26 protein-coding genes are annotated in these 25593 nt (G+C 27.2%); 23 read left to right on the forward strand and 3 right to left on the reverse strand.

Annotation, left to right across the window (positions count from 1 at the left end):
* The first annotated feature begins 57 nt into the window (after window positions 1-57).
* Window positions 58-657 carry a MarC family protein gene (locus tag ASKIR_RS02220; protein ID WP_066352401.1) on the forward strand — a complete coding sequence of 200 codons (600 nt, stop codon included), beginning with the start codon at window positions 58-60 and terminating at the stop codon, window positions 655-657.
* Window positions 657-1256: a transglutaminase-like domain-containing protein gene (locus ASKIR_RS02225; RefSeq protein WP_066352399.1), complete on the forward strand. Its 600-nt coding sequence runs from the start codon at window positions 657-659 to the stop codon at window positions 1254-1256. The genes ASKIR_RS02220 and ASKIR_RS02225 overlap by 1 nt, the downstream gene beginning before the upstream one ends.
* A gap of 38 nt (window positions 1257-1294) precedes the next feature.
* Here ASKIR_RS02225 and ASKIR_RS02230 read toward each other — a convergent pair whose 3' ends face one another.
* Window positions 1295-3154: a GGDEF domain-containing protein gene (locus ASKIR_RS02230; RefSeq protein WP_066352397.1), complete on the reverse strand. Its 1860-nt coding sequence runs from the start codon at window positions 3152-3154 to the stop codon at window positions 1295-1297.
* Between the two features lie 67 nt (window positions 3155-3221).
* Window positions 3222-3614 (reverse strand): hypothetical protein, encoded by a 393-nt coding sequence (locus ASKIR_RS02235; RefSeq protein ID WP_066352388.1) that lies wholly within the window; start codon window positions 3612-3614, stop codon window positions 3222-3224.
* Between the two features lie 168 nt (window positions 3615-3782).
* Here ASKIR_RS02235 and ASKIR_RS02240 point away from each other — a divergent pair, with 168 nt between their 5' ends.
* A complete protein-coding gene (locus ASKIR_RS02240; RefSeq protein ID WP_066352386.1) occupies window positions 3783-4352 on the forward strand; it encodes a precorrin-2 dehydrogenase/sirohydrochlorin ferrochelatase family protein in 570 nt (189 codons plus the stop codon).
* Window positions 4349-4849 carry a tetratricopeptide repeat protein gene (locus ASKIR_RS02245; RefSeq protein WP_066352379.1) on the forward strand — a complete coding sequence of 167 codons (501 nt, stop codon included), beginning with the start codon at window positions 4349-4351 and terminating at the stop codon, window positions 4847-4849. The genes ASKIR_RS02240 and ASKIR_RS02245 overlap by 4 nt, the downstream gene beginning before the upstream one ends.
* A 1-nt stretch (window position 4850) precedes the next feature.
* Here ASKIR_RS02245 and cobA read toward each other — a convergent pair whose 3' ends face one another.
* A complete protein-coding gene (cobA, locus tag ASKIR_RS02250; RefSeq protein WP_066162350.1) occupies window positions 4851-5582 on the reverse strand; it encodes a uroporphyrinogen-III C-methyltransferase in 732 nt (243 codons plus the stop codon).
* 117 nt (window positions 5583-5699) lie between these two features.
* Between cobA and amrA the strand changes: the two genes are divergently transcribed.
* From amrA to soxB, 19 genes are all read left to right on the forward strand, one after another.
* Entirely contained in the window at window positions 5700-6242 is a 543-nt protein-coding gene (amrA, locus tag ASKIR_RS02255; protein ID WP_066352911.1) for an AmmeMemoRadiSam system protein A, read from the forward strand.
* The gene (gene amrB / locus ASKIR_RS02260) at window positions 6239-7027 is read left to right on the forward strand and encodes an AmmeMemoRadiSam system protein B (protein ID WP_066352377.1); all 789 of its coding nucleotides are present in this window, start codon (window positions 6239-6241) and stop codon (window positions 7025-7027) included. Before amrA ends, amrB begins: the two co-directional genes overlap by 4 nt.
* A gap of 130 nt (window positions 7028-7157) precedes the next feature.
* Window positions 7158-9692 (forward strand): methyl-accepting chemotaxis protein, encoded by a 2535-nt coding sequence (locus ASKIR_RS02265; protein ID WP_066352372.1) that lies wholly within the window; start codon window positions 7158-7160, stop codon window positions 9690-9692.
* A 55-nt stretch (window positions 9693-9747) separates the two neighbouring features.
* Window positions 9748-10509 carry an ElyC/SanA/YdcF family protein gene (locus tag ASKIR_RS02270; RefSeq protein WP_170256921.1) on the forward strand — a complete coding sequence of 254 codons (762 nt, stop codon included), beginning with the start codon at window positions 9748-9750 and terminating at the stop codon, window positions 10507-10509.
* 56 nt (window positions 10510-10565) lie between these two features.
* Window positions 10566-11306, forward strand: coding sequence for a metal ABC transporter ATP-binding protein (locus ASKIR_RS02275; protein WP_066352370.1), 741 nt, complete (start codon window positions 10566-10568; stop codon window positions 11304-11306).
* A 44-nt stretch (window positions 11307-11350) separates the two neighbouring features.
* Window positions 11351-12151 carry a metal ABC transporter permease gene (locus tag ASKIR_RS02280; protein WP_066352369.1) on the forward strand — a complete coding sequence of 267 codons (801 nt, stop codon included), beginning with the start codon at window positions 11351-11353 and terminating at the stop codon, window positions 12149-12151.
* A gap of 31 nt (window positions 12152-12182) precedes the next feature.
* A complete protein-coding gene (locus ASKIR_RS02285) occupies window positions 12183-13007 on the forward strand; it encodes a CvfB family protein (protein ID WP_066352907.1) in 825 nt (274 codons plus the stop codon).
* Window positions 13008-13075: 68 nt separating this feature from the next.
* A complete protein-coding gene (prx-suh, locus tag ASKIR_RS02290) occupies window positions 13076-13615 on the forward strand; it encodes a thiol peroxidase Prx-SUH (RefSeq protein WP_066162335.1) in 540 nt (179 codons plus the stop codon).
* Window positions 13616-13705: 90 nt separating this feature from the next.
* Window positions 13706-14929 (forward strand): NnrS family protein, encoded by a 1224-nt coding sequence (locus ASKIR_RS02295; RefSeq protein WP_066352368.1) that lies wholly within the window; start codon window positions 13706-13708, stop codon window positions 14927-14929.
* A 250-nt stretch (window positions 14930-15179) separates the two neighbouring features.
* Window positions 15180-17222, forward strand: coding sequence for an ATP-dependent helicase (locus tag ASKIR_RS02300; RefSeq protein WP_066352363.1), 2043 nt, complete (start codon window positions 15180-15182; stop codon window positions 17220-17222).
* Window positions 17223-17231: 9 nt separating this feature from the next.
* Window positions 17232-18410 carry a cation:proton antiporter gene (locus ASKIR_RS02305; protein ID WP_066352361.1) on the forward strand — a complete coding sequence of 393 codons (1179 nt, stop codon included), beginning with the start codon at window positions 17232-17234 and terminating at the stop codon, window positions 18408-18410.
* Window positions 18411-18599: 189 nt separating this feature from the next.
* Window positions 18600-19937: a sulfite dehydrogenase gene (gene soxC, locus ASKIR_RS02310; protein ID WP_066162325.1), complete on the forward strand. Its 1338-nt coding sequence runs from the start codon at window positions 18600-18602 to the stop codon at window positions 19935-19937.
* Window positions 19906-21099 carry a c-type cytochrome gene (locus tag ASKIR_RS02315; RefSeq protein ID WP_115588430.1) on the forward strand — a complete coding sequence of 398 codons (1194 nt, stop codon included), beginning with the start codon at window positions 19906-19908 and terminating at the stop codon, window positions 21097-21099. The genes soxC and ASKIR_RS02315 overlap by 32 nt, the downstream gene beginning before the upstream one ends.
* Before the next feature lie 16 nt (window positions 21100-21115).
* A complete protein-coding gene (soxX, locus tag ASKIR_RS02320; RefSeq protein ID WP_066162319.1) occupies window positions 21116-21475 on the forward strand; it encodes a sulfur oxidation c-type cytochrome SoxX in 360 nt (119 codons plus the stop codon).
* A 15-nt stretch (window positions 21476-21490) separates the two neighbouring features.
* Window positions 21491-21943 carry a thiosulfate oxidation carrier protein SoxY gene (gene soxY, locus ASKIR_RS02325; RefSeq protein ID WP_066162316.1) on the forward strand — a complete coding sequence of 151 codons (453 nt, stop codon included), beginning with the start codon at window positions 21491-21493 and terminating at the stop codon, window positions 21941-21943.
* A gap of 60 nt (window positions 21944-22003) precedes the next feature.
* Window positions 22004-22312 carry a thiosulfate oxidation carrier complex protein SoxZ gene (soxZ, locus tag ASKIR_RS02330; protein ID WP_066162313.1) on the forward strand — a complete coding sequence of 103 codons (309 nt, stop codon included), beginning with the start codon at window positions 22004-22006 and terminating at the stop codon, window positions 22310-22312.
* Between the two features lie 27 nt (window positions 22313-22339).
* Window positions 22340-23254, forward strand: coding sequence for a sulfur oxidation c-type cytochrome SoxA (gene soxA, locus ASKIR_RS02335; protein ID WP_115588431.1), 915 nt, complete (start codon window positions 22340-22342; stop codon window positions 23252-23254).
* Between the two features lie 10 nt (window positions 23255-23264).
* Window positions 23265-23723, forward strand: a complete 459-nt coding sequence (locus tag ASKIR_RS02340) for a hypothetical protein (protein ID WP_170256913.1) — start codon at window positions 23265-23267, stop codon at window positions 23721-23723.
* 73 nt (window positions 23724-23796) lie between these two features.
* A complete protein-coding gene (gene soxB, locus ASKIR_RS02345) occupies window positions 23797-25563 on the forward strand; it encodes a thiosulfohydrolase SoxB (RefSeq protein WP_066352355.1) in 1767 nt (588 codons plus the stop codon).
* The last annotated feature ends 30 nt before the right edge of the window (window positions 25564-25593 follow it).

The following is a 25593-nucleotide window of genomic DNA, read 5'->3' on the forward strand; positions in this document are numbered from 1 at the left end:
TTATAAAAGCTAGAATAAGCCAAAATTTAACAATTTAGCTTATTTTAGGAAAATTAAATGGACTTTTTCATTGCCACTTTTTTAAAGATGTTTTTTATTATGACACCTTTTTTTGTACTTAGCGTATTTTTAACAATTACAAGTGAAGCTACTATAAATGAAAAAAGAAAATTAGCCATAAAAGTTACTTTCTCTGTTGTTGTTATAGCTTTGATACTCTTATTTTTTGGACAACATATCTTTAAAGTTTTTGGTATTACTTTAGATGCTTTTAAAATAGGAGCTGGAGCTTTGCTATTTTTAACAGCAGTTGGACTTATTTATGGAAATAAAGATGGACAAAAACCAACAGATAAAAATCTATCTGATTTAGCAGTTGTTCCTTTAGCACTACCTATTATTATTGGACCTGGATCAATTGGAGTTTTGCTTGTTATGGGTGCTGAGTTTGATAAATTTTCAAAACTTCTTACAGGAAGTTTAGCACTTTTATCTGCAATATTATTAATAGGTTCAATGCTATATTTATCAAGTTTAATAGAGAAGTTTATAGGAAAAGATGGTTTATTAATTATCTCAAAAATTACAGGACTTTTTTTAGCAGCTTTGTCTGCTCAACTAATGTTTGATGGAATAAAAGGTTCATTAGGATTGTAGTGTTAATAAATAGTAAAATCTTAAAAAATTTATCATTTTTTATATCAACAATATTTTTAATATATCTATTTTATCTAATATATAACTCTTTTTTTATAGTTAAAAATCAGTTTATAGATATTGGAAACTCTACTTATGTAAATCAAGTAAGAGTTGATGATTTTACAAAAGAGTTGGCACAATTTTTAACAAAAGATTGCAAAAGTAGCATTTGTGAAGTGCAATCAATGCTTGATTTTGTTACAAATATTCCATATAAAATAAATGAAAATGTTGCAAAAAGTCCAAAAAAGGTTGTAGAGCAAAATTTTGGAGATTGTGATGATAAATCAAATCTTTTGATTTCACTACTAAAAGCAAAAACTTATGAAGCATATTTTGTTTTGGTTCCAAAACATATCTTTGTAGTTGTAAATTTAGAAGCCTTAAATAATAAAAAAGCTTTATATATAAATGGAAGAAGATTTTATATTTTAGAGACAACTGCAACTAATTCTAAAATTGGTTTCCCATTAAAATATAATTTAAATGAGATAGAAGCTATTGTTGATCCATTTATAAATAAAAAATTACTTATAAATAGTATTGAGTATAAATAGAGACAAAATAGATTTAATCTATCTCGTCTTATTACTTTTTAATACTCTGTTTTATCACCATTTTTTAAAATCTCTTTTGAAAATCTAACAACTTTATTTCTTCCAGTTGCTTTTGCCTCATATAAAGATATATCAGCATATTTTATACATTTCCAAAATTGATCTGTATCTGTTGGAAAGAATGAGTATCCAATACTTACAGTTTTAGAGAAGTTATCAGCCCCATAATTAAATATAATTTTTGAGAAATCTTTATTTATTTTATCTGCTAAATCTTTTGCACTCTCTTGAGTTGCATTTTTCATTAAGATTAAAAACTCCTCTCCTCCGTATCTAATTAATGTCTCATTTGCTCCTATTGATTTTTTCATTGTAATTGCAAGTTTTCTTAATATGTCATCTCCAACATCGTGTCCATAAGTATCATTTACCATTTTAAAGTAGTCAATATCTAAAAACATAATTGCATAAACAACACCATCTTTAATATCAGAAGATAGCTCTTTTTCTACAATTTCATCAAGATATTTTCTATTATAAAGTCCTGTTAAAGAGTCTGTTAGATTTTTTTGTCTTAATGCTTCCATTAAAATCTTACTCTCTAAAATTGGTTTTGTCTCTTCAAGATATTTTTTAATAATTCCAATTTTATACTTTAAAGAGTTTGATTGCTCCTCATCTTTAGAGATAATTTGTATTACAAGATTTCTTTGCTCATTTATATAAAATGGAATACAAACATAACTCTCATTGCTATTTTTACATTTTGCAACTCTACAAATTTGAGGGAAATTTTCAGATGCAACTATATTGTTTAATCTTTCAGCTCTACAAACATCTTTTATATTTTGTTTTAAATCACAACAAGCAATCATACCTTCTGTTGCAAAAATAGTTTTTCTAATATCTTTTATTAAATCAGTTTCAAATATTAAAAAATTCTCAATCTCTAATCTCTCTTTTAAAACTAAAACCAATCTATGATAGATATCATCAATAGTTAAATCATTTTCAATAGTTTTCTTATAGTGATAAATTTCACTAATATCTTCAATAATCTCTTTTGCACTTATTAACTTATCATGATTTATATTTGAAGCTCTGTTGTGAACAAATGAAGTTAAGTTTTTTTCAATTCCTGTTAGTACAGTTTCAAGTTTTTCAATTAGTTCATTTAACCAATTTGATACCTCTTTATCCTCTTTTAATACACCAGCATTTGCACGAATTGAGTAATCACCTTCGTGAACTTTTTTTAATACATTTGCTAAAGAGTCAAAAGAGTTTGTATATGGAGTTATTCTTTTTCTAATAAAAATTAAAAAAATAATTAAAAATATAGATATTGTTCCAATAATATATAATAAAACCATTATATTTGAACCTCTATCTTCGCTTATATCAAAGCTTAAAGATATAGCTCCTAAAACCTCTCCCTCTTTTGCATTGTGACATGAAAGGCAGTTTGGTTTATCTAATGATGATGCTGTATATGGAATTGTAATTCTAAGATTTGCAGTATATAAAGACTCCTCTATTACAATCTTTTCAACACCTGTTTTTAAAACTTCTAAGTCAATATCATCTCTTGGGTTTTCATTTGCCAAAGAAGAGTTTCCAAACTGTTCACTAACACTTTTTGATCTAACTAGCCATAAAGATTGTACATTTTTTAGTTGGCTTATACTATCTAAGAAGACATCTCTTTGAGACATATTACCATTTACCATGTGAGATGTAAGAGAGTTTTTAACTATATCAGCAGTCAAATAGGCTTTCTTCTTAACACCATCATATCCAATCTGTCTAGAACCAATTGCAACTAAAACAACGATAATGGAAGTTAATAATACAACAATTGAAAAGATTATAAGTGTTATTTTTGTGTTAGATCTCATTTTTTTCCTTAAAGGTCAAATAAAGGGAATATTATCTAAATTTTATTTAATAAAAAAATTATAAAATTTATTTTATGCTACTTTCTTCAATATTTTCAATAAATTCAAAACATCTTGCACTATGAAAACTTTTAAAATATTCAGGATTTTCAAATATATGATCTCTTAAACTCCAACCATCTTTCATCTGAACTAGAACATTTTTTAAAAATAGTTTATTTGTTCTATTTTCACAAATTATTGCCTTTTCATTTAAAAATAGTTTTTCAACTTCATACATTCTTTTTGTAACCATCTTATAGTTTGCAAATATTGCTATAGAAAAGATAATAAAAGCTAGAGGGAAAAAGATTTTAAAACTATTTTTTGGAGAGAATTTTCTAGTTGTAATAACAGCTATAACAAATAAAATAAAAATTGACATAGCAATATAAGGAGCTTCTAATTCTAAAAATAACATTTTACAATCCTTTAATATCTATTTGATTACCCCAATTTTCAAACAAAACATTATAGTATATAAATCTATTTTTTCAAAGTTTTTTGAAATTTTTATTTGTAAATTAAGATTTAATAAATAATTATTGGTTAAAATCAAACTTAAATTTAAAATTAAGGGTGGTACATTGTGTCATATTTCCCAGCTTTCATAAAGTTTGATGATAAAAGAGTTTTAATAGTTGGAGGAGGAAATATTGCATTAGAAAAGTTGGAGCATCTTTTAAATTTTTCAAAAAATATAACTTTAATAGCAAAAGAGTTTAATAGTGAAGTTAAACAAATAGTTGATGAGCAAAATCTTAAATTTGCAGTAAAAGAGTATGAAAAAGGTGATATAAAAGATTTTGATATTGTAATAGCGGCAGTTGATGATAAAGCACTGCAAGAGAGCATATATTTTGAAACAAGAGATTATAAAATTCTTTGTAACTGTGTAGATTATAAACAGTATTGCGATTTTATCTTTCCAGCATATATAAAACAGGGTGATTTAACAATTGCAATTTCAACAAGTGGAACTTCTCCAGCTTTTGCAAAAAATTTCAAAGAGTATATAAAAAATTTAATTCCAAGTGGTATTGAAGAGTTCTTAAAAGAGCTAAAAGAGCTACGAACTACAATGCCAAAAGGAAAAGAGAGAATGAGATTTTTAGATAAGAAAGTAAAAGATTTTTTAAAGTCAAAAGAGAGTAGATGAAAAAAGCTATTTTTATAACTATTATTTGTACATTAACACTATTTTCAAAAGGTGTTGATGATGCTGTTTATGCATTAGATAAAAAAGATTATAAAAAAGCATTTGAGATATTTTCAAAATATGCAAAATATAAAAATAGTTTTGCACAGTTTAATTTAGGAATGATTTATTACGATGGTTTGGGAAAGAAAAAAGATATAAACAAAGCAATATCTTTTTTTGATGTGTCTGCTAAAAGTGGTAACTTAGAGGCTCAAAATATGTTGGGATATATCTATTTTTATGGAAAAAAAGTTTCAAAAGATTATAAAAAAGCCCTTTTTTGGTATGAAAAAGCTAGTTTACAAGAGGATAGTTTGGCTCAATTTTATGTTGGACAAATTTATCTTTTAGCTCTTGGCGTAAAAAAAGATATAGAAAAAGCAAAAATAATGTTTGAAAAATCTTGTGAAAATGGTTATGAAAAATCTTGTTTAGAGAGAGATAAACTAGATTAAACTACATAAACCAATTTAAATCTTCTCTTAAATTTACAACATCTCCTACAATAATTATCGCTGGAGTTGGCATATCTTTTGCTTTTAAAACAATATTTTCTATATCTCCAGTTACAACTTTTTGATTTTTTGTTGTTCCATTTGAAATAACCGCACAAGGTGTATTTTTATCTTTTCCAATCTCGATTAATTTTTTACTAATTAACTCAATATTATGCAAACCCATCAAAAAAACTATAGTTTCATTACTTTTAAAACTACTCCAATCAATAAAGCAGTTTGATTTGTTTTGTGCTTCATGACCAGTAACCACTCTAAAAGAGCAAGTAAGACCTCTTTGAGTTACTGGAATTCCAGCATATGCAGGTACACTTATACTTGAAGTAATTCCTGGAATTATCTCAAAAGCTACACCACGCTCTTTTAAGTATAAAGCCTCTTCTCCACCTCTTCCAAAAACAAAAGGGTCACCACCTTTTAATCTAACTACTATTTCATATTTTTTACTAGCTTGATAAATTATCTCATTTATCTCATCTTGTGAGTTTAAATGATTTCCAAACTCTTTTCCTACAAAAATAAGTTTAGCATCTTTTTTTGCAAGTTTTAAAATCTCTTTATTTGCTAATTTATCATAAATTATTACATCTGCTTTTTTTATAATATTGTGTGCTTTCATAGTTAAAAGCTCAATATCACCAGGACCAGCACCTGTTAAATATACTTTACTCATCTATTACCTTAATAAAATCTTATAAATATTATAAATATTTCTGAAGATAGACTTTTATCAAAATAGAACTTAAAGAGATATTTGATTAAACTTAAAATAAAAAATAAAAGAGCTTATATGAATAAAGAGTTACTAAAAGATATTGCAAAAAAATCTATAAAAAGTAAATTTGATAATAAAATTAAAATAGATAAAGAAAAACTTTTAAAAGAGTTTAGCTTTTTAAATGAAAAAAGAGCAACTTTTGTAACCTTAACTTTAAATGGTGAGTTAAGAGGGTGTATTGGAAGTTTAGTTGCAACTAAAACTTTACTTGATGATTTAATTTCAAACTCTTACATGGCTGCATTTGAAGATCCTAGATTTTTTGAGCTAAGAGCTGAAGAGTTTCAAAAAGTAGATATAGAGATATCACTTTTAACAAAACCTAAAAAGATTGATTATCTTGATTTAAATGATTTAAAAAAACAAATTATTCCAAATAAACATGGTGTTATTTTAGAATTTAAAGCTAAAAGAAGCACTTTTTTACCACAAGTTTGGCAACAGTTACCAAATTTTGATGATTTTTTCTCACAATTGTGTTATAAAGGTGGTTTTGAAGTTGATGAAAATTTCAGACCAGATATCTATATTTATGAGGTTGAGAAGATAAAATGAGTATTAGAAAAAGTGTAGTTAGTGGAAGCTTTTATCCAAATGAAAAAAAAGAGTTACTAAAATATTTTGAAAAGTTTAATCAAGAAAAGAGTAGTGATTTAAATTTAAAAGATATATCTGCAATATTAGTTCCACACGCTGGATATATTTATAGTGGTTTTACAGCTAATAAAGCTTTTAAAGTAGCATCTTTAAAAAACTATAAAAAAGTTGTTATTATTGGACCTTCTCATAAAGTTTGGTTCAAAGGTGCAAGTATATCTTTATATGATTTTTATGAGACACCATTTGGAAATTTAAAAGTAGATTTAGAGTATTCAAAAGAGTTATTAAAAACTTTTGATTTTTTAACTTTTGAAGAGGAGTGTAGTTTTGAACACTCAACAGAGGTTCAAGCTCCATTTTGTAAATACTATTTTAATAGTGCAAAAATAGTAGAGATAATTTATGGTGATATCTCAAGTGATGATTTAGTAAAACTTTATGAATATATACTAAAAGATAGCAATAATCTTTTGGTAATTAGCTCAGATTTAAGCCACTTTTACTCTTTAAATGATGCTATGAAACTTGATATAAATTGTTTAAATGCAGTTAAAAATTTTGATTTAAAATCTTTAGAGTTTTGTGAGGCTTGTGGAAAAACTGCAATTGAAGCAATAATAAAATTAGGAATAAAACAAAATTTAAAATCCAAACTTCTACACTACTGTACAAGTGCTGATATCTCAAATGATAAAACGAAAGTGGTAGGATATACAAGTGCAATTTTTACAAAAGAATAATTTACAAATAATCTTAAAATTACAAGATGGTTACCATTTAATAACATCTTGATTACAACTCATTTTTTATCAAGCTAGTTTAAAATCTTTAGGATATATTTTCCAAAAATTAGAATTTTAGGAAAAGTATATGAAAAATTTAAAATTAAGAAACAAAATATTTTTAATTTTAGTTCTTCCAATGATTGCGATTTTGACTCTTACATCTTTTTTAATTGTTGAAAAAATAGAAAATGTTTCAAATATGAAAAAAACATCAAAATATATAAATTTTACGGTTGAGATATTAAAAGTTTTAAAAAATCTACAAATTGAAAGAGAAGTTGCAATTTCATATTTAAATAGCTATGGAGCAAATAAAGAGGTTTTAGATAAGCAGATAAATCTTAGTTTAAATAGTGAAAAAGAACTGGAAGATTTTATAAATAATTTTAATTTAGCAAAAAATGATTCTCATCTTTTAGAAAAAATTGAGATTTTGAAAAATAGTTTAACTTTGTTGAAAGAAAAGAGAGAGAATATATTTAAACAGAGTATTGATAGTAAAGCTATTGAAACTTTTTATAATGAAATAATTTTAGATTTAATCTCTTTTTTCGATGAGTTAATAGTATATTCAAATAGTAAAGATCTTTTAAACGCATCTCAAACATATATTTTGAGCGTTAAGATTATAGAAAAAATATATCAAGAGAAGAGTTTGGTTAGTAATATTTTTAAATATAAAAAGATTTTAAATGATGATTATAATAGATTTATCTCACTACTTACTTTTCAAGATGAAAATATTAAAGAGTTGGAAAAAAATTTAACACAAAATCAATTGGATTTTTATAATTTACAAACTAAAAATAAAGCATTTTTAAATATAGAAAATTTAAGAGAAGTTATATTTTTAAAAGCAAAAAAAGATGAGCTTATAAATATCATGATACAAGGCTTTGGCTTTGGTGGATTAATTTATCACTACAATAATTTGATTTTGACAAATGATGAAAATATCTTAAATAAAATTCAAAGTGATCACACAAAAATATTAAGAGCAATAAGAGAGTATAGAAAATTTGCCTTACAAGATGATGAGAAAAAGTTTTTAGCAGATATTCAAAATAGTATTGATTTATACATGGAAAGAGCTTTTATGAGTGATTATATAAGTGATACAAAAAGTATTGATAAAAAAACTTTAGATGCTTTTGATTTTTTATCAAAAAATATTTATGGATCTGATTTAAAAGTATGGATAGATAGTTCAAATGAGAAGATTTTGGTTTTTATGGGATTACAAAATAGAGTATTAGAAGATACTCTTAAATATATTGAAAACAAAACTATCAAACTTGATAAACAGATAATTTTATTTATAATATTTTTAATAGCTTTTATTTTAACTATTTTTATAGTAATTTTATTAATGACAAGTAACATCACAAAAGCTATTAAAAAATTTGAGAATAATTTAAATCAATTTTTCTTTTACTCAATGAAAGAGAAAGATGAGATTAAATTAAATCAAATTAGTGGAAAAGATGAGTTTGCTTTAATGACAAAAAATATGAATGAGCAGATTTTAAAAATTGATAAGATTACAAAAAATGATAAAGAAGTAATTTTAAAAATTACAGAAGTTATGCAAAGAGTAAATTTGGGATATTTTAATGTTTCAATAGAGGCAAAATCATCTACAAAAGAGCTTCAAACTTTAGTTGAGATTATAAATAAAATGTTAGAAAGCACAAGAGTTAAACTTGATAGTATAAATCTTTTATTAAATCAATATAGTAGGGGTAATTATGAGTTTAAATTAGAAGATTATCAAACAAAAACTATGCAAGGAGATTTTGGAATACTCTATAAATCTACTACTTTTTTAGCAAAAACTATATCTTCTTTAATATCTATGATTGAAAATGCAGGAGAAAATCTTGAAAAAAATACAAAAATCTTAGCTAACTCTTCAAATGAGCTTGCAATATCATCTTCAAATCAAGCTATATCTTTGAAACAAACATCATCCTCGCTTGATCAAATAACACAAAATATAAAACACAACAATGAAAATATTAGTAAAATGAATCAAATTTCAGATGAGTTAAGTAGTGCTGCACAAATTGGAAACAAAGCTGCTAAACAGACATTTGTTTCAATGGATGAGATAAGTAAAAAAGTAAAAGCTATAAATGAAGCAATTGTTATTATTGATCAAATAGCATTTCAAACAAATATTTTAAGCCTAAACGCTGCAGTTGAAGCAGCAACTGCTGGTGAGGCTGGAAAAGGTTTTGCAGTTGTTGCTGGTGAGGTGCGAAATTTAGCCTCTAAGAGTTCAGAGGCTGCAAATAGCATAAAAAATCTAGTAGAGAGTGCAAATATTGAAGCAACTGATGGGAAAAATATTGCAGATGATATGATAAAAGGGTATGAAAAATTATCTTCAAAAATATCTTCTACAAAAGAGATTATTGAAAATGTTACAATTTTTAGTAAAGATCAAGAGTTAGCAATATCAAAAATTAATCAAACTCTAGCAAATCTTGATGAAACTACACAAAAAAATGCGCAAACTGCATCAAATATAGACTCTTTATCAAATGAAGTATCAAATCTATCAGATAAATTACTAGAAATTACATCATCTTCAAAAATTAAAAATAAAGATTATTAGAAGTAAATCTAACCTCTATTTAGATAATATTTTAAAATTATATAAAAAGAGATAGATGATGTTTGTACTTAAAAAAATAGTTTCAGCTTTTTTACTTCCCATTCCAATTGGAGTTTTTTTATTACTTATAGCTTTATTTTTTTTGCTAAAAAACTCACAAAAAAGAGCAAAAATCTTTCTGTTTTTGGCTATTTTTTGGTTTTTGCTTATTTCAAATCAAACTATCTCAAATATGATAATTGCTCCACTTGAAAATTCACACAAAGCCCTAATCAATACTCCAAATGATGCTAAATATATTTTAGTGTTAGGAAATGGTCATAAAACAAATGAAAATTTTGCAATCACTTCAGAGCTTAATACAACAGCAATTAATAGATTAGTTGAAGGAATAAGACACTATAAAAATCTAAAAGAGAGTAATAAAAATATAAAACTAATTTTAAGTGGTTATGCTTATGATGATCCAAATACACATGCAAAAATGCAAAAAAAATTAGCTATAAATTTAGGTGTTGAAGCTGAAGATATAATCACTTTAGATACTCCAAAAGATACAAAAGAGGAGGCTATTGAAGCTAAAAAAATTGTTAAAAATGAGAAACTAATTTTAGTTACAAGTGCTAGTCATATGAAAAGAGCTTCGCTTTTATTTAAAAAAGAGGGTTTAAATATTATAGAGAGTCCAACAAATCATAAATATTTTGTAAGTTCATATCCCTCATCTTATTTTAATGCAACAAATATAAAAAAAGTTGAACTAGCCTTTCATGAATATTTAGGAATTTTTTATTCATATATTAAAGGTGATATTTAAAAGAATTAATCCAATATTTGATACTATTGCAACAAAGTTGCAAATAAAGGTTTTAAGTGGATTTAATAAAGATTAAAAATCTATTTTTTAAGTATCAAAAAACAGATATTTTAGAGAATGTAAATTTAACAATTAAAGATGATGATTTTTTAGCAATAATTGGACCAAATGGTGGTGGAAAATCAACTCTTTTAAAACTAATTCTTGGTCTTTTACCACTTCAAAGTGGAAAAATAGAGAAATATATAAAAAATAGTCAAATAGGATATGTTCCACAAAATACAAATTTAAATATAGATTTTCCAATTACTGCTTTAGAAGTTGTTTTAATGGGGCATGTTAGCTCAAAAAAGAGAATTTTTGGATATTCAAAAGATGAAATCTCTTGTGCATTAGAGTCTTTAAATCAAGTTGGAATGAAAGATTATGCAAATAAAAAGATAGGTGATTTAAGTGGAGGTCAAAGGCAAAGAGTTTTTATAGCACGTGCACTTTGTTCAAATCCAAAAATAATGCTTTTAGATGAACCAACTGCAAGTATTGATGTACAAGGACAACAAGAGATTTATGAACTTTTAAAAGAGCTAAATAAATCTATTTGTATTGTTGTTGTGAGTCACGATTTATCAATTCTTTTAAATTATGCACAAAATGTTGCTCATGTAAATAGAAAATTAGTTTATCACAGCCTTGCAGAGGTTCAAAAAAATGTTACTTTAGCTGATGATCATTTGTGTGAGGTTGAACTACTTTCAGCTTTAGGTAAAACTCAAATGTGTTGTAACCATGTACACTAAAATAAATTCTCCCTTAAAAAATGGGACATTTTTGAAGGAAAAAAATGTTAGAAATTTTACAATATAGCTTTATTCAAAATGCTTTAATAGCTGGAGTTTTAATCTCTATTGCAGCTGGAATAATTGGAACTTTGGTAGTAGTAAATAAAATTACTTTTTTAACAGGTGGAATAGCTCACAGCGCTTATGGAGGAATAGGAATAGCAATATTTTTAGGAATACCAGTTTTATTTGGGGCAACTATTTTTGCTGTAATAACTGCAATAATAATCGCTATTATTACTTTAAAAAATAGAAGCAGAATTGATGCAATAATTGGTATGATGTGGGCAAGTGGAATGGCTATTGGAATTATATTTGTGGATTTAACTCCTGGATACAATGTAGATTTAATGAGCTATTTGTTTGGAAGTATTATTGCTGTTTCAAGTGAAGATATTATTTATATGACTCTTTTAGATATTTTTATTATAGCAATTGTTGTATATTTTTATAAAGAGATTTTATCTGTATCATATGATAGTGAGTTTGCAAGCTTAAGAGGAATAAATGTTAAGTTTTTTTATACACTAATTTTAATATTATCAGCACTTTGCGTAGTTGCTGCTATAAAAGCTGTTGGACTTATTTTGGTAATTGCACTTCTTACAATTCCAACATATTTAGCCGAGGCTTTTTCTTCTAAACTTTCAACTATGATGATTATTAGTTCAATTTTAGCTACAATATTCACACTATGTGGACTTATAGTTTCATACATTTTTGACATAAGTTCAGGAGCTAGTATAATAATGGTCGCAGTTGTTGCTTTAGGAGTTGTAAAGCTAATAAAATATAGAAAATAAAAAAGAAAGAACGGAAAAACCAATGAAAAAAATAGATGAAAAAATAAAACAAGGTGTTGTAAACACTTTAAGAGTAAATAGAGTTAGTGAACCTGGAATTTACCTAATAAGCGCAGATGAAACGGAAGTTTTATTACCAAATGCTTATGTAAAAAAAGAGATGGCTATTGATAGTTTACTAGATGTTTTTATATATACAGATAGTGAAGATAGATTAGTTGCAACTACTTTAAAACCATATTTGTATTTAAATGAATTTGCAAATTTAAAGATTGTTGATAGTGCAAAATTTGGTTATTTTGTAGATATTGGTTTAGCAAAAGATTTGCTAGTTCCAAAAAATAGACAAAAAGGAACTTATAATATTGGTTCATATAAAGTTTTACAAATGCAATTTGATGAAAGAACAAATAGATTAATTGCAAGTGAAAAATACTTTTTAGAAAATGAGCCAAAAGATTTAAAACAAGGTGATGAGGTAGAGATAATTTTATACTCAAAAACACCACTAGGATTTAAAGTTATTGTAAATAATAGTTACGAGGGTATGATTTTTCACTCTGAAATTTTTGAAAATTTAAAAATAGGTGATAAAAAAAGAGCTTATGTAAAAAATCTTAGAGATGATGAAAAGCTAGATATTAGTTTGCAAAAAATAGGTCAAAAAGTTGATACAGAAAAAGTTTTAGATATTTTAAAGGCAAATGGTGGAAGTTTAAACTTTACATATAAAAGTGATGCTGAAAATATAAAAGATGTTTTTGCTATGAGTAAAAAAGCATTTAAAGCCACTTTAACAAAGCTAATTGATGATAAAAAGATAAGATTAGAAGAAGATAAAATTTGCTTGATATAAATTAAGATAAATCTTATCCTATTTTAATATAATTTCTATGAAATTTAAAATTTAATAAAGGAAATAAAATGGCAACAGTAAAATTTAAAAATGATTTAGAGGTAAATTTAAGTGGAGCAGAGCTTAATGTTGGAGATTTAGCTCCAGTTGTAACAGCAGTTGCTGAAAATTTAAGTGATATTCAAATTGGTGGTAAACAAGGAAAAGTTCAAGTAGTTGTTGCTGTTCCATCTCTTGATACAGGTGTTTGTGCAGCAGAAGCTAGAAGATTCAATGTTGAAGCAGCAAAGCTAGAGAATGTAGAAGTTGTTATTGTATCTATGGATTTACCATTTGCAATGAAAAGATTTTGTACAACAGAAGGAATAGAAAATCTTAAAGTTGCATCTGATTTTAGAGCAAAAGCTTTTGCAAAATCTTATGGAGTTTTACAAGCAAATGGACCTTTAGCTGGTTTAACAGCACGTGCTATATTTATAATTAATGCATCTGGTAAAGTAACTTATAAACAAATTGTTCCAGAAATTACAAGTGAACCAAACTATGATGAGGTTTTAGAAGCAATAAAAGATTCAAGTACAACTTCTTGTTGTGGAAGTTGTCACTAAAAATTTTAAGCAAGATTTTCTTGCTTAAAATCAAGATAAAACTTCTAATAAATAGTTAAAATAGTTTATATTTTAAATTTAGGAGTTTTTATGAATCTTTGGTACAAAAAATTCATCTCTCAACCACATCAACCTTTTTTTACAAATGGTATGATTTTTTTTATACTTTTTATGACACTTTTTGTTTTTTCTTACAAAAATATAATAGATATTAACTCAACAGTTTTAACATATCATGCTTATACACTTATTTTTGTTGTTTTTATACAGTTTTTTTTAGGTTTTTTATTTGTTGTTTTTCCAAAATTTTTGATGCAAGCAGAGATTGAATCAAAAGATTATATGAGACAATTTTATATCTATTTTATAGCTAGTATTGGAATTTTATTATCTTTAATTTTTTATTCCAAATTTACTATTTTATTTCAAGTTCTTATCTTATTTGCACAAGCTATGAGTTTTTTTCTTCTATATTCTATTCATAAAAAAAGTACATTAAAAGATAAAAACGATACAAAATGGGTTTTAATAGCTTTTAGTACAGGTTTGATATCCCAACTACTTTTTATAGTTTCACAATTTGATTTAAAATACTCATATCTGTTTTCAAAAATAGCAATAAACAGTGGATTTTATCTATTCTTATTTATGATAATTTTTACAATATCTCAAAGAATGATACCTTTTTTTACAAGAGTTATGGTTCCAGAATATAAAATAAATAGAAGCAATAAATTGCTTGATATATTTTTTGTATTACTTTTAATAAAAGTATTAGTTTTGAGTTTTGAAGATACAAGATTAAATCTATTTATAGATATACCAATATTTTTATTTATTTTAAGAGAACTTTTTATTTGGAAACTTCCAACATTTAAAACTCCACCAATAGTTTGGATTTTGCACTTAGGTTTGTATTGGATAGTTATTGCATTTTTCATATCTATTATTGAATCAGTTTTTGCTTTTATAAATCCAAATTTTTATTTTGAAAAAATTGTTATTCATACTTTAGCTATTGGATATTTTGTTACAGTTTTAGTTGGCTTTGGAACTAGAGTAATACTTGGTCACTCTGGAAGAAAAATTGAGACAAAACTTTTTGCATTGATAATATTTATTGCAGTTCAATTTTTAGCATTAATTAGAGTTTTTACATCAATAAGTTCAAATTTTGATTTTAATTATATATTTTTTATTGAGCTAAGTGCCTTTTTATTGATAGTTGCATTAGTTATTTGGTCTTTAAAGTATATAACTATTTTAGTTGAAAATGAAAAAAAAGTTGAAAAAAAATCTAATTGGAAAGCATAAATTAAGTCTGAATTAATCTTTTGTTAACTTTTTTTAATTATAATTCTTTTGTAGGTAAGTTAAAAACAGACTTGCTTATGTATTTTAAGATAAGTTTCTTAAATAGATAATTTTTTTATGTTTCCTTGTGTAGAAAGCCCGCTTCCCCTAGGCGGGCTTTTTTTATGCCAAAAAAAATCAACCTTAATATCTTTTATGATACTATTTCAAAATGACATTACTAAATAAACAAAAAATATAAGCTTTCTAAATGCCCTTATCAACACTTAATCAAGAACAAAAAGAAGCAGCAATTTGTAATTTTGGAAACAATCTTGTAATTGCTAGTGCTGGAACTGGTAAGACTTCAACTATTGTTGGAAGAATTTCACACTTAATAAATAGTGGAATAAAACCAAATGAGATTTTACTTTTAACATTTACAAATAAAGCAGCAAGTGAGATGATAAATCGTGTTGCAAAGATTTTTTCAAAAGAGATTGCTCAAGAGATTATGGCTGGAACTTTTCACTCTGTTTCATTTAAACTTCTAAAGAGTTTAGATTTAAATATAACTTTAAAACAGCCAAATGAGCTAAAAACTCTATTTAAATCAATATATGAAAAAAGAGTTTTTGTAGAAGCTAGTGATGAAGCAAGTCCATATGATGGTGGATATTTATATGATTTATACTCTTTATATTTAAATTCAAATAATAGTGAAGACTTTATAACTTGGTTAAATGAAAAAAGTCCTGCGCATGAGATTTATTCACTAATCTATGAAGATGTAATTGATGAGTTTAATACTCTTAAAAAAGAGTTTGGTTATCTAAATTTTGATGATTTACTTACAAATATGTTGGAAGTTTTACAAGAACACAGTTTTAATTTCCAAGAGATTTTAGTAGATGAGTATCAAGATACAAACCCTTTACAAGGAAGATTACTTGATGCATTTAAGTCAAAATCACTATTTTGTGTAGGAGATTATGATCAAAGTATATATGCTTTTAATGGCTCTGATATAAAAATAATCTCAAATTTTATAAATAGATATAAAGATGCTAAGGTTTTTACTCTTAGAAAAAATTATAGATCTACAAAACCAATTTTAGATTTAGCAACAAAAGTTATTGAGTACAATGATAGAATATATCCTAAAAAACTTGAAGTTGTACGAACAGAAAATATTTATCAGCCAAAACTCTTAGTTTTTGATGAGCTTTTTTCTCAATATGAGTATATTGCACAGCTAATTTCAAAAACGCAAACTCCACACAACGATATAGCAATAATATATAGAAATAACTCAAGTGCTGATGGAATTGAGGCAAATTTAAGAGAGATTGGAATTGCTGCTAAAAGAAAAGGTGGACATAGTTTTTTTGATTCTATTGAAGTAAAGTATATTTTAGATTTATTAGTTCTTCAAGTTTCAAATAATGATATGATGGCATTTATTCACATTTTAGAGTATGGAAAAGGTATTGGAAAAGCTGTTGCAAAAGATATTTTTGATGCTCTTTTAAAACTAGGAGAAGGTAATGTTATTCAAGGATTATTGAATCCAATAAATAGCATAAATAATCCTTTTGAAACAAAAAGAAAGAGTCAACAATTAGGACTTTTTGATGATTTTATAGAGCTTGGAAGTGTTGCAAAGTTTGTTACTTGTGGTTTTGATGAGACATTTTTAGGAAATCCTATTTTAAAACATCCAAAATTAACAGTTGATGGAGCCAAATATATTTATGAAATATATCTACTTTTAAAACAGTTAAAAAGAGTAAAAAATCCGCAAAGCCAAATTACATCAATTAGTTCATCAATGGCGTACTCAAGAATAAAAGAGCAACTATGTACAAAAAGAGCTACACAAAAAGATGGAACCATAAATGAGATGGTAAAGATAAAATCAATAGCTAAAATAAACCAAAAAGTAGCACTTTTAAAAAATTTATCAAAAAACTATAACGATTTATCAAGATTTTTAAATGCTATGATTTTAGGTGGAAGCGAGCTTAGTGAAGGTGATGGTGTAAATTTATTATCAATTCATGCAAGTAAAGGTTTAGAGTTTAAAGAGGTTTATGTAATTGATTTAATGGATGGAAGATTTCCAAATAGAAAGCTTATGAGCAAGGGTGGAAGCTTGGAAGAGGAGAGAAGACTATTTTATGTTGCAGTGACAAGAGCAAAAGATATTTTATATCTATCTTATGCAAAATATGACAAAATTAAGAAAATCTCTTTTGCAGTAAGTCCGTTTTTAATAGAGGCTGGAATGCAGACAAAAGAGGATAAGAAGTAGGTTTAAAGTATGGAGAAAATTCTTTTAATAATAACAATTTGTACAATAATAATGACAGCTCCTGTATTTGCAAAGATTTTAAAAATACCAGTTGTTGTTATTGAGATAGGTTTAGGATTGTTGTGTGGATATTTAGGTCTTATTTATGATGATGAGATTTTACAACTTATTGCAAAATTTGGATTTATTTATCTTATGTTTTTAGCTGGTTTAGAGATAAATTTCAAACTTGTAAATGTAATAAAAGCAACATTAGCAACAAATGTAGTTATGTATTTTGTTCTATTATACTCACTATCAGGTCTTATTTGTTGGTTGTTTGATTTAGGATTAACTTATTTTGTAGCACTTCCTATATTTTCACTTGGAATGCTTATGATGCTTATAAAAGAGTATGGAAAAGAGCAACCTTGGTTAAATTTAGCACTATCTATTGGGGTTGTTGGAGAGGTTGTTAGCATCTTAGCAATTACACTTTTTAGTGGATGGACAGAGTTTGGTTTAAGTGGAAGATTTGTAACTTCAATTTTTACAATTTTTGCCGTAGTTGTAGTTACAATTTTACTTCTTAGATTTTCATATATGATTTTTTGGTGGTTTCCTGAGCTAAAACAGTATTTGATTCCAGATAGTGAAAAAGATAAACATGACCAAGATATTAGATTCTCTTTATCTTTATTGCTAATTATGGTTTCAATTATGTTGCTTCTTAAAATCGATGTTGTTTTAGGAGCCTTTACAGCTGGATTATTCTTTAAGATGTTTTTTTATCAAAGAGAAGAGTTGCTACATAAAATAGAGTCTTTTGGATTTGGTTTTTTTGCACCTATATTTTTTATATATACAGGTTCAACTGTAAAACTTGATATGATCACTTTTGATATACTTCTTCATTCAATATTTATTATGAGTGCAATTGTAGCAATTAGATTAATAAGTTCATATTTAGTTTTTGTAAAGTATTTAAAACCAAAAAATACACTTCTTTTTGCATTAAGTGATTCAATGCCACTTACATTTATGGTTGCAATTGCAATGATCTCATATAATTATGGACTTATTAATCAAGCTGAATACTTCTCTTTTATTATTGCAAGTTTATTAGATGGATTACTTTTAATGATAATTATAAGAAAATTATATAGATTTTTTAAAATTGATGAGGAAGAAATTGTAATTAATAGATAGCATTATAATTAAATAAAATAAGCTATATAACAATGAGTTATAGATGCTATTTATAAGCTATTTATTATTGTTTGTTAATTTTTTTCCTATAAGAATATTTAATAATTTAAGTTTTTTTTTACCTTATAATAAATATAATCAATGTTCTGAATATTTTTAAATATATTCAATATTTCTTAGGAGGTTGGCTTGAAAAATAGTGAAGTTTTAGATACAAATAAAAAATCTATAACTACTAGTGCCACTACTAGTAGAAGGGATTTTTTTAAAAAGACTGCTATATACTCTGCTGGAGCTTTAAGTGCTGCTAGTGTATTGTCACCTGTTTCTTTAAAAGCAGATGATCCCGCAATAATAAATGAAGCACCATGGGGACAAAAACTAGGAGATCCAGTAGACAAAAATCTATATGGTCTTCCTTCTCCGTATGAGCATAATAATATTAGAAGAACTCATAATCTTCTATCTTCAGGTGATGCTTATGCATCAATTTCTATGTGTCCAATTCATGAAAGTGAAGGAATAATAACTCCAAATGGACTATTCTTTACAAGAAATCATGGAGGAACAGCGCATGTTGATCCAAATCAATTTAGATTGATGATTCATGGTAAAGTAAAAAGAGAAGTTGTTTTAACTTTAGAGGATATTAAAAGATATCCAAGTGAAACAAGAACTTATTTTATAGAGTGTCCAGCAAATGGAAGCCCTGAATGGAGAGGACCACAATTTAATAGTTTACAATTTATGAAAGGTATGATGAGTAGTGCCCAATGGACTGGAGTTATGCTTAAAACTATTTTAGATGATATTGGTTTAGAAAAAGATGCTGTTTGGATGTTGGCTGTTGGAAGTGATAATGCATCAAATCCAAGAACAATTCCAGTTGAAAAAGCACTTGATGATGTTATGGTTGTGTGGGGACAAAATGGTGAGGCTTTAAGACCTGAACAAGGTTATCCAATAAGACTTGTTGTTCCAGGATGGGAAGGAAATTTAAATACTAAATGGCTAAATAGATTAGAGTTTAGCGATAAACCATGGCATGCAAAAGAGGAGACTTCAAAATATACAATGCTTCAAAAATCAGGAAAAGCAATTAGATTTTTCTGGGTAAATGAAGTAAACTCTGTAATTACAAAACCATGTCCTGAAAAGCCTTGGACAAGCTTGAAAAAAGGTGATATGGTTGAGATTGAAGGACTTGCTTGGAGTGGTCATGGAACAATTAAAGGTGTTGATATATCTTTTGATGGTGGAGATAATTGGGTTGAAGCAAAACTTAAAGGTTTAGTTTTACCAAAATCTTGGACTAGATTTAGTTATATTTATAAATGGGATGGAAAACCTCTATTATTATCAAGCCGAGCTTATGATGATTTTGGAAATATTCAACCTACAATTGATGAAGAGACAAGTGCAGTTGGAGTTGAGTCAGTTTATCACAGAAATGCAATAGTAACTTGGGAAATCACAGAAAAAGGAGAGTGTAATAATGTTCAAATTAGAAAACATCACAAAGCTTAAAAGTTCTCTTTTAGCTGTTGGTTTAGCATTTGCTCTTGTTGCTTGTGGTGAGAGTGAAACTAAGCATGAAAGTTCTGTAGATGGTGCTGTTAAATATCCAATAAAAGATGGAAAATATTCACAGTACTATGTAAATACTCAAAGTTTTGAAGGTTTTAATTTAGGAAGAGAAGCTACAAAGAAAGAGATTGCTGCTTGGGATTTAGATGTAATGTATGATGGAACAGGTTTACCAGAGTTTGATATGAAACATGGTGAAGTTGTTTTAGATGAAGATGGAAATCCAAAAAAAGCTCAAGGTAGTGTTGAAGAGGGTATGGATCTGTATGAGTCACAATGTGTTATGTGTCATGGTGATTTTGGATATGGTGGAAGTGGATATCCTGCACTTGCTGGTGGTTCTATTACATCTTTAACAAAACAGAGATTAAATCCAGCAGATGAGCATCCAAATCCAGAAAATCCTGAAAAAACAATTGGAACATTCTGGCCATATGCAAGTACTCTTTTTTGGTATATTCAAGAGTCTATGCCGTTTAATCATCCAAAAAGTTTAACAAATAGTGAAACTTATGCTTTAACTGCATATTTATTATCAATAAATAATATTGAAATAGATGGTGAGTCATTAGATGATGATTATGTTTTAGACAAAGAGAAGTTTTTGAAAATTGTTATGCCAAATGTAAATGGATTCTATCCTGAAACAAATACTCCTCATAACCCAAAAGAGGGTGTTGAGAATATGACTAAGTTTTTATCAGATCCAACTCTTTATGGTAAAGGTACAAGATGTATGAGTAACTGTATTGAAGGAGATGTTGAGGATCTTGTAATGAGAATAAATGAAGATTTAACAAAAACTGCAAATGAGCCTCTTTCAACAGTTAAAGAGCTACCAAAAGTTAATAAATCTTTAGTGAAAAGAGGACAAATTGAGTATGAAAATGCTGGTTGTTCGGCTTGTCATGCAAATGCAGCGATTGGTGCACCAGTTCTTGGAGATAAAGATGCTTGGGAAAAACTTCTTAAAAATGGAATTGAGCAAGTTTATTATAATGGAATAAATGGTATAAATAGTATGCCACCAAGGGGTGGAACAGATTTAAGCGATGAAGAGCTAAAGATAATTATAGATTATATGGTTGATTCAAGCAAATAAAATATAAGGTTGAAATATGTATTTAATTAAAAAAATTGCAGCTGTTTTATCTGTTGGATTTTTAACTATTTTAAATGCAAATTCAGTAGAAAATACTGATTTGATTAAAAAAGGTGAAGTTATATATAAGACAAATACAAAAGGTAATTGTATAGCTTGTCATGATGCTAATGGTAAAACATTAGATGGGCCTGGAACTTTGGGTCCAAAATTGCAATTTTTAGCACTTTGGCCAGAAGAGGCATTGTATAGTAAAATTTTTGATCCAACAAACCCAGGAGATCCTATAACTGCAATGCCAGCATTTGGAAGAAACGGTTGGTTAAGTGATGATGAGATAAAAGCAGTTGTCGCTTATTTAAAAACAATAAATTAAAATAAAGGAAAAATTATGTTAAATAGAAGAAAATTTTTAGGATTAGGATTAGGTGCAATTGCAGTTGCAACTGTTCCAGCACATTTAAGTGCAGAAGATTTTAGAGCTACAAAACCAAAAGCTTGGACTGCAACAAAATTTGATGAAGCAGTTAAAGAACTTTTTGGAAAAACTGCTACAACTCAAAGTGGAATTTCATTAACAGCTCCTGATATTGCTGAAAATGGTGCAGTTATTCCAATCTCTTTTAAAACAGATTTAAAAGCAAGTAAAATTGCAGTATTCCAAGATGCAAATCCAGAGAGTACGGTTGCTGTGTTTACAGTAAATGACAATATGGTTTTAGACTATGCATTTAGAATTAAAATGCAAAAATCAGGTACTGTTACTGTAATTGCAGATGTAGGTGGTCAACTATATTCAGCATCAAAAGAGATTAAAGTTACAATTGGTGGATGTGGTGGGTGATTTAAATCAACCAAAGCTATAAATATATAAAAATAATAAATAAAATATAAAGGATATAAAATGTCAGGAACAACAAAAATAAGAGCAAAATTAAATAAAAATGGTATTTGTGAAGTTAGAGCTTTAGCATCACATGAGATGTTAAGTTATCAAGAGGCTGAAAGAGCAAAAAAAGAGGCAAATTTTATTACATATTTAGTTGCTAAAATTGGAGATAAAGTTGTATATGAAGTAAGTTCTAGTCAATTTTTATCAAAAGATCCTTACTTTAAATTTTCATTTAAAGGTGCAAAATCTGGAGATGAGATAACTATATCTTGGAAAGATTTAAAAGGAAATAGTGATACAACTGTTGAAAAAATTAAATAAAAAGATTATATAAAGGAGAGAGATAATATGTTTAGTAAATTACTAAGATCAACTATAATTCTATTTTTATCTTCTTCTTACTTAAGTGGTTCAAATTTTAATGAAGGTGCAGAAAAAGATAGAGTTGCTGCAATTAAATATTTTGAAGCTAAGTTTGAAGACCCAGCAAAAAATTATGGTAAATTCTTTCCTTATTTTACTCAAGAAGAGCTAGAAGAGAGATATGATAAAAATCTAAAACATATGGATTTTAATATTGGAAGCTATGCATATTCAAAAGATGGAAGATTACAATATGAGGCATTAAAAGAGATGCCTCCTTACGAAGATGCTATTGAAAAAGGTGAAGAGTTATATACAAAAAAATTTGCAAATGGTAACTCATTACAGACTTGTTTTCCTGATTTAACAATTGCTGGAACATTTCCATACTATGATAAAGAGAAAAAAGAGTTAATCTCTTTAACAAAAGCTGTAAATGATTGTTTAAGAGCAAATGGTGAAAAAGAGTGGAATACAAAAAAAGGTGCTATGGCCGAATTTCAAGCCTATTTTGTAAATGAGAGTAAAGAGGCTGGAAAAGTTTTTGATATTCAAATTAATAGTCAAGAAGAGAAAGATGCTTATGAAAGAGGAAAAGAGTATTACTATTATCAAAGAGGTTATTTAAAACTATCTTGTGCAACATGTCATATTCACGGTTCTGGTAATAGAGTAAGAAATGAGGTTTTATCTCCACTTGTTGGACAAGTTACTCATTTTCCAGTTTTCAGGCTTAGATGGGCAGAAATTGGTACTTTAGAGAGAAGAATTTCAGGTTGTGTTGTAGATCAAGGTCAAGTTCCACCAAAAGATGAGAGTCAAACTATGATTGAACTACTATACTTTTTAGCTTATATGTCAAATGAGATGCCAGTTGATGGTCCTGATGTAAGAAAATAAGGAAGAATATATGAAAAAGATTTTATTTTTAATATTGGTTATAGTGTTAGTTGCTATATACTTTTTTCTTACACCAAAAGAGATACAAACAGTAGCACAATCAACACAAGCAAAAGAGGATTACTCTTTGCTTGATGTAAAAAAAGAGTGTGATGTTAAATTAAATGGAGTTGAGAAAGTTATACAAACTGCTGAAAAATACAATAAAGTTGCTATTGATCATGGTGTTGAGTTTATGAGATTTGGAATGAAAGCTAGTCAATATATAGATGCTGTTCAAAAAGCTTTAAAAAGTGGTTCAAATCAAATAGATATTGTTGATAACAAAGCAAAAGCAACAGGGGAAAAAGTTTCAATAGAGTTTGCATCTTGGAGAGCTTGTAGCTTTGCTATTAGTGCTTTAACTCAAGAGGCTGAAGCTAAGAAAACTTGGCGATTAGCAAGTCCTAGTGATGGATATAAATATTAAAAATTTATAAAAAGCCAATTTTAAAAAGTCAAGATTTTATCTTGACTTTTTTTATTTATAAAAGGAATATTAAATGAGTAAATTAAGTAGAAGAGAGTTTGTATATATGATGGCAGCTTTAGGAGCAACTCCTATATTTGCAAACTCTCATACAAGAATGGTAGAAACATCTAAAAAATTAGAAGATTACTATAAATTAAAACCATTTGGTAATGCAAGATTTATACATATGACAGATTGTCATGCACAGTTATTACCTGTTTATTTTAGAGAACCAAGTGTTAATTTAGGATTTTATGGAAATTTAGGAAAACCACCACATATTGTTGGTGAAAAATTTTTAGATTACTATGGAATAAAAGGAAATAAAAGACTTGAATATGCATTTTCATGTGTAAATTTTGAAGAGCATGCAAAAGTTATGGGTAAAACAGGTGGTTTTGCACAAATAAAAACAGTAGTTGATTTTTTAAGAGATAGTTTTGGAAAAGATAAAACTCTATTTTTAGATGGTGGAGATACTTGGCAAGGAAGTGCAACAGCTTTATGGACTAGAGGTAAAGATATGGTTGGAGCTTTAAATTTACTTGGAGTTGATGTTTGTGTTGGGCACTGGGAGTTTACATATGAAGCTAAAGAGATTCTTGAAAATGTTAAAGAGTTAAATGCAGAATTCTTAGCACAAAATGTTTTTGTAAAAGAAGATGCTATGATGAATGGTGCTGAAGCTTATGATGAAGATAGTGGACACGCGTTTAAACCATATACAATTAAAAAAATGGGTGATGCTAGAGTTGCTATTATTGGACAAGCTTTCCCTTATACAACAATTGCAAATCCTCAAAGATTTATTCCTGATTGGACATTTGGAATAAATGAAAATAGCATGCAAGAGTTAGTTGATCAAATTAAAGAAGATGAGAAACCAGATGCTATTATCGTTCTATCTCACAATGGTTTTGATACAGATAAAAAAATGGCAGAGGTTGTAACTGGAATTGATTTTATTATGGGTGGTCATACACACGATGGTGTTCCAGAAGCTTATCCTGTTAAAAACTCATCAGGTACAACTTATGTTTGTAATGCAGGAAGCAATGGTAAATTCTTAAATGTTTTAGATTTAGATATTCAAAATGGAAAAATCAAAGATTTTAAATTTACACTTCTTCCAATATTCTCAGATTTAATTCCTGAAGATAAAAAAATGAAAAAATATATTGAAGATGTAAGACTTCCTTATTTAAAAGAGCTTACAAGACCAATTGCTACAACTGAAGAGACGCTATTTAGAAGAGGTAACTTCAATGGTTCTTGGGATCAAATTATTTGTGATGCTTTGATTGAGATAAATGATGCACAAATTTCACTATCTCCAGGATTTAGATGGGGAACTTCAGTTATGCCAAATCAAACAATTACTTTTGATGATTTAATGACACAAACAGCTATGACATATCCTGAAACATATGTTAGAGATATAAAAGGAAGTGAACTAAAACTTATATTAGAAGATGTTGCTGATAACTTGTTTAATGAAGATCCATTTTTACAACAAGGTGGAGATATGGTTAGAACAGGTGGAATTTCATATAAAATTGATCCAAAAGCAAAAATTGGAGAGAGAATTTCAAATATAGTTTTAAGCAAAACAGGTAAAAAAATTGATGCTAATAAATCTTACAGAGTTTCTGGTTGGTCAACTGTTGGAGCAAAAAGTGAGGGTGAACCAGTTTGGGAAACTGTTGAGAAATATTTAAAAAATATTAAACATATTAGTAAAGTAAAAATTGATACTCCTGATATTGTTGGAATAAAAGGTAATCCTGGAATTATCTAAAATAGAAAACATAAAGATTTTTCTTTATGT

Source organism: Aliarcobacter skirrowii CCUG 10374 (genome assembly GCF_003544835.1).
Taxonomy (GTDB): Bacteria; Campylobacterota; Campylobacteria; order Campylobacterales; family Arcobacteraceae; genus Aliarcobacter; species Aliarcobacter skirrowii.

Coding starts and splice junctions, on each gene's coding strand:
- ASKIR_RS02235 (WP_066352388.1), bottom strand. CDS start 3,614: ATGTTATTTTTAGAATTAGAAGCTCCTTATATTGCTATGTCAATTTTT.
- ASKIR_RS02300 (WP_066352363.1), top strand. CDS start 15,180: ATGCCCTTATCAACACTTAATCAAGAACAAAAAGAAGCAGCAATTTGT.
- soxA (WP_115588431.1), top strand. CDS start 22,340: ATGTTTAGTAAATTACTAAGATCAACTATAATTCTATTTTTATCTTCT.
- ASKIR_RS02265 (WP_066352372.1), top strand. CDS start 7,158: ATGAAAAATTTAAAATTAAGAAACAAAATATTTTTAATTTTAGTTCTT.
- amrB (WP_066352377.1), top strand. CDS start 6,239: ATGAGTATTAGAAAAAGTGTAGTTAGTGGAAGCTTTTATCCAAATGAA.
- soxY (WP_066162316.1), top strand. CDS start 21,491: ATGTTAAATAGAAGAAAATTTTTAGGATTAGGATTAGGTGCAATTGCA.
- amrA (WP_066352911.1), top strand. CDS start 5,700: ATGAATAAAGAGTTACTAAAAGATATTGCAAAAAAATCTATAAAAAGT.
- soxB (WP_066352355.1), top strand. CDS start 23,797: ATGAGTAAATTAAGTAGAAGAGAGTTTGTATATATGATGGCAGCTTTA.
- soxZ (WP_066162313.1), top strand. CDS start 22,004: ATGTCAGGAACAACAAAAATAAGAGCAAAATTAAATAAAAATGGTATT.
- ASKIR_RS02220 (WP_066352401.1), top strand. CDS start 58: ATGGACTTTTTCATTGCCACTTTTTTAAAGATGTTTTTTATTATGACA.
- prx-suh (WP_066162335.1), top strand. CDS start 13,076: ATGGCAACAGTAAAATTTAAAAATGATTTAGAGGTAAATTTAAGTGGA.
- ASKIR_RS02245 (WP_066352379.1), top strand. CDS start 4,349: ATGAAAAAAGCTATTTTTATAACTATTATTTGTACATTAACACTATTT.
- cobA (WP_066162350.1), bottom strand. CDS start 5,582: ATGAGTAAAGTATATTTAACAGGTGCTGGTCCTGGTGATATTGAGCTT.
- soxX (WP_066162319.1), top strand. CDS start 21,116: ATGTATTTAATTAAAAAAATTGCAGCTGTTTTATCTGTTGGATTTTTA.
- ASKIR_RS02295 (WP_066352368.1), top strand. CDS start 13,706: ATGAATCTTTGGTACAAAAAATTCATCTCTCAACCACATCAACCTTTT.
- ASKIR_RS02270 (WP_170256921.1), top strand. CDS start 9,748: ATGATGTTTGTACTTAAAAAAATAGTTTCAGCTTTTTTACTTCCCATT.
- ASKIR_RS02230 (WP_066352397.1), bottom strand. CDS start 3,154: ATGAGATCTAACACAAAAATAACACTTATAATCTTTTCAATTGTTGTA.
- ASKIR_RS02315 (WP_115588430.1), top strand. CDS start 19,906: ATGTTCAAATTAGAAAACATCACAAAGCTTAAAAGTTCTCTTTTAGCT.
- ASKIR_RS02280 (WP_066352369.1), top strand. CDS start 11,351: ATGTTAGAAATTTTACAATATAGCTTTATTCAAAATGCTTTAATAGCT.
- ASKIR_RS02340 (WP_170256913.1), top strand. CDS start 23,265: ATGAAAAAGATTTTATTTTTAATATTGGTTATAGTGTTAGTTGCTATA.
- ASKIR_RS02305 (WP_066352361.1), top strand. CDS start 17,232: ATGGAGAAAATTCTTTTAATAATAACAATTTGTACAATAATAATGACA.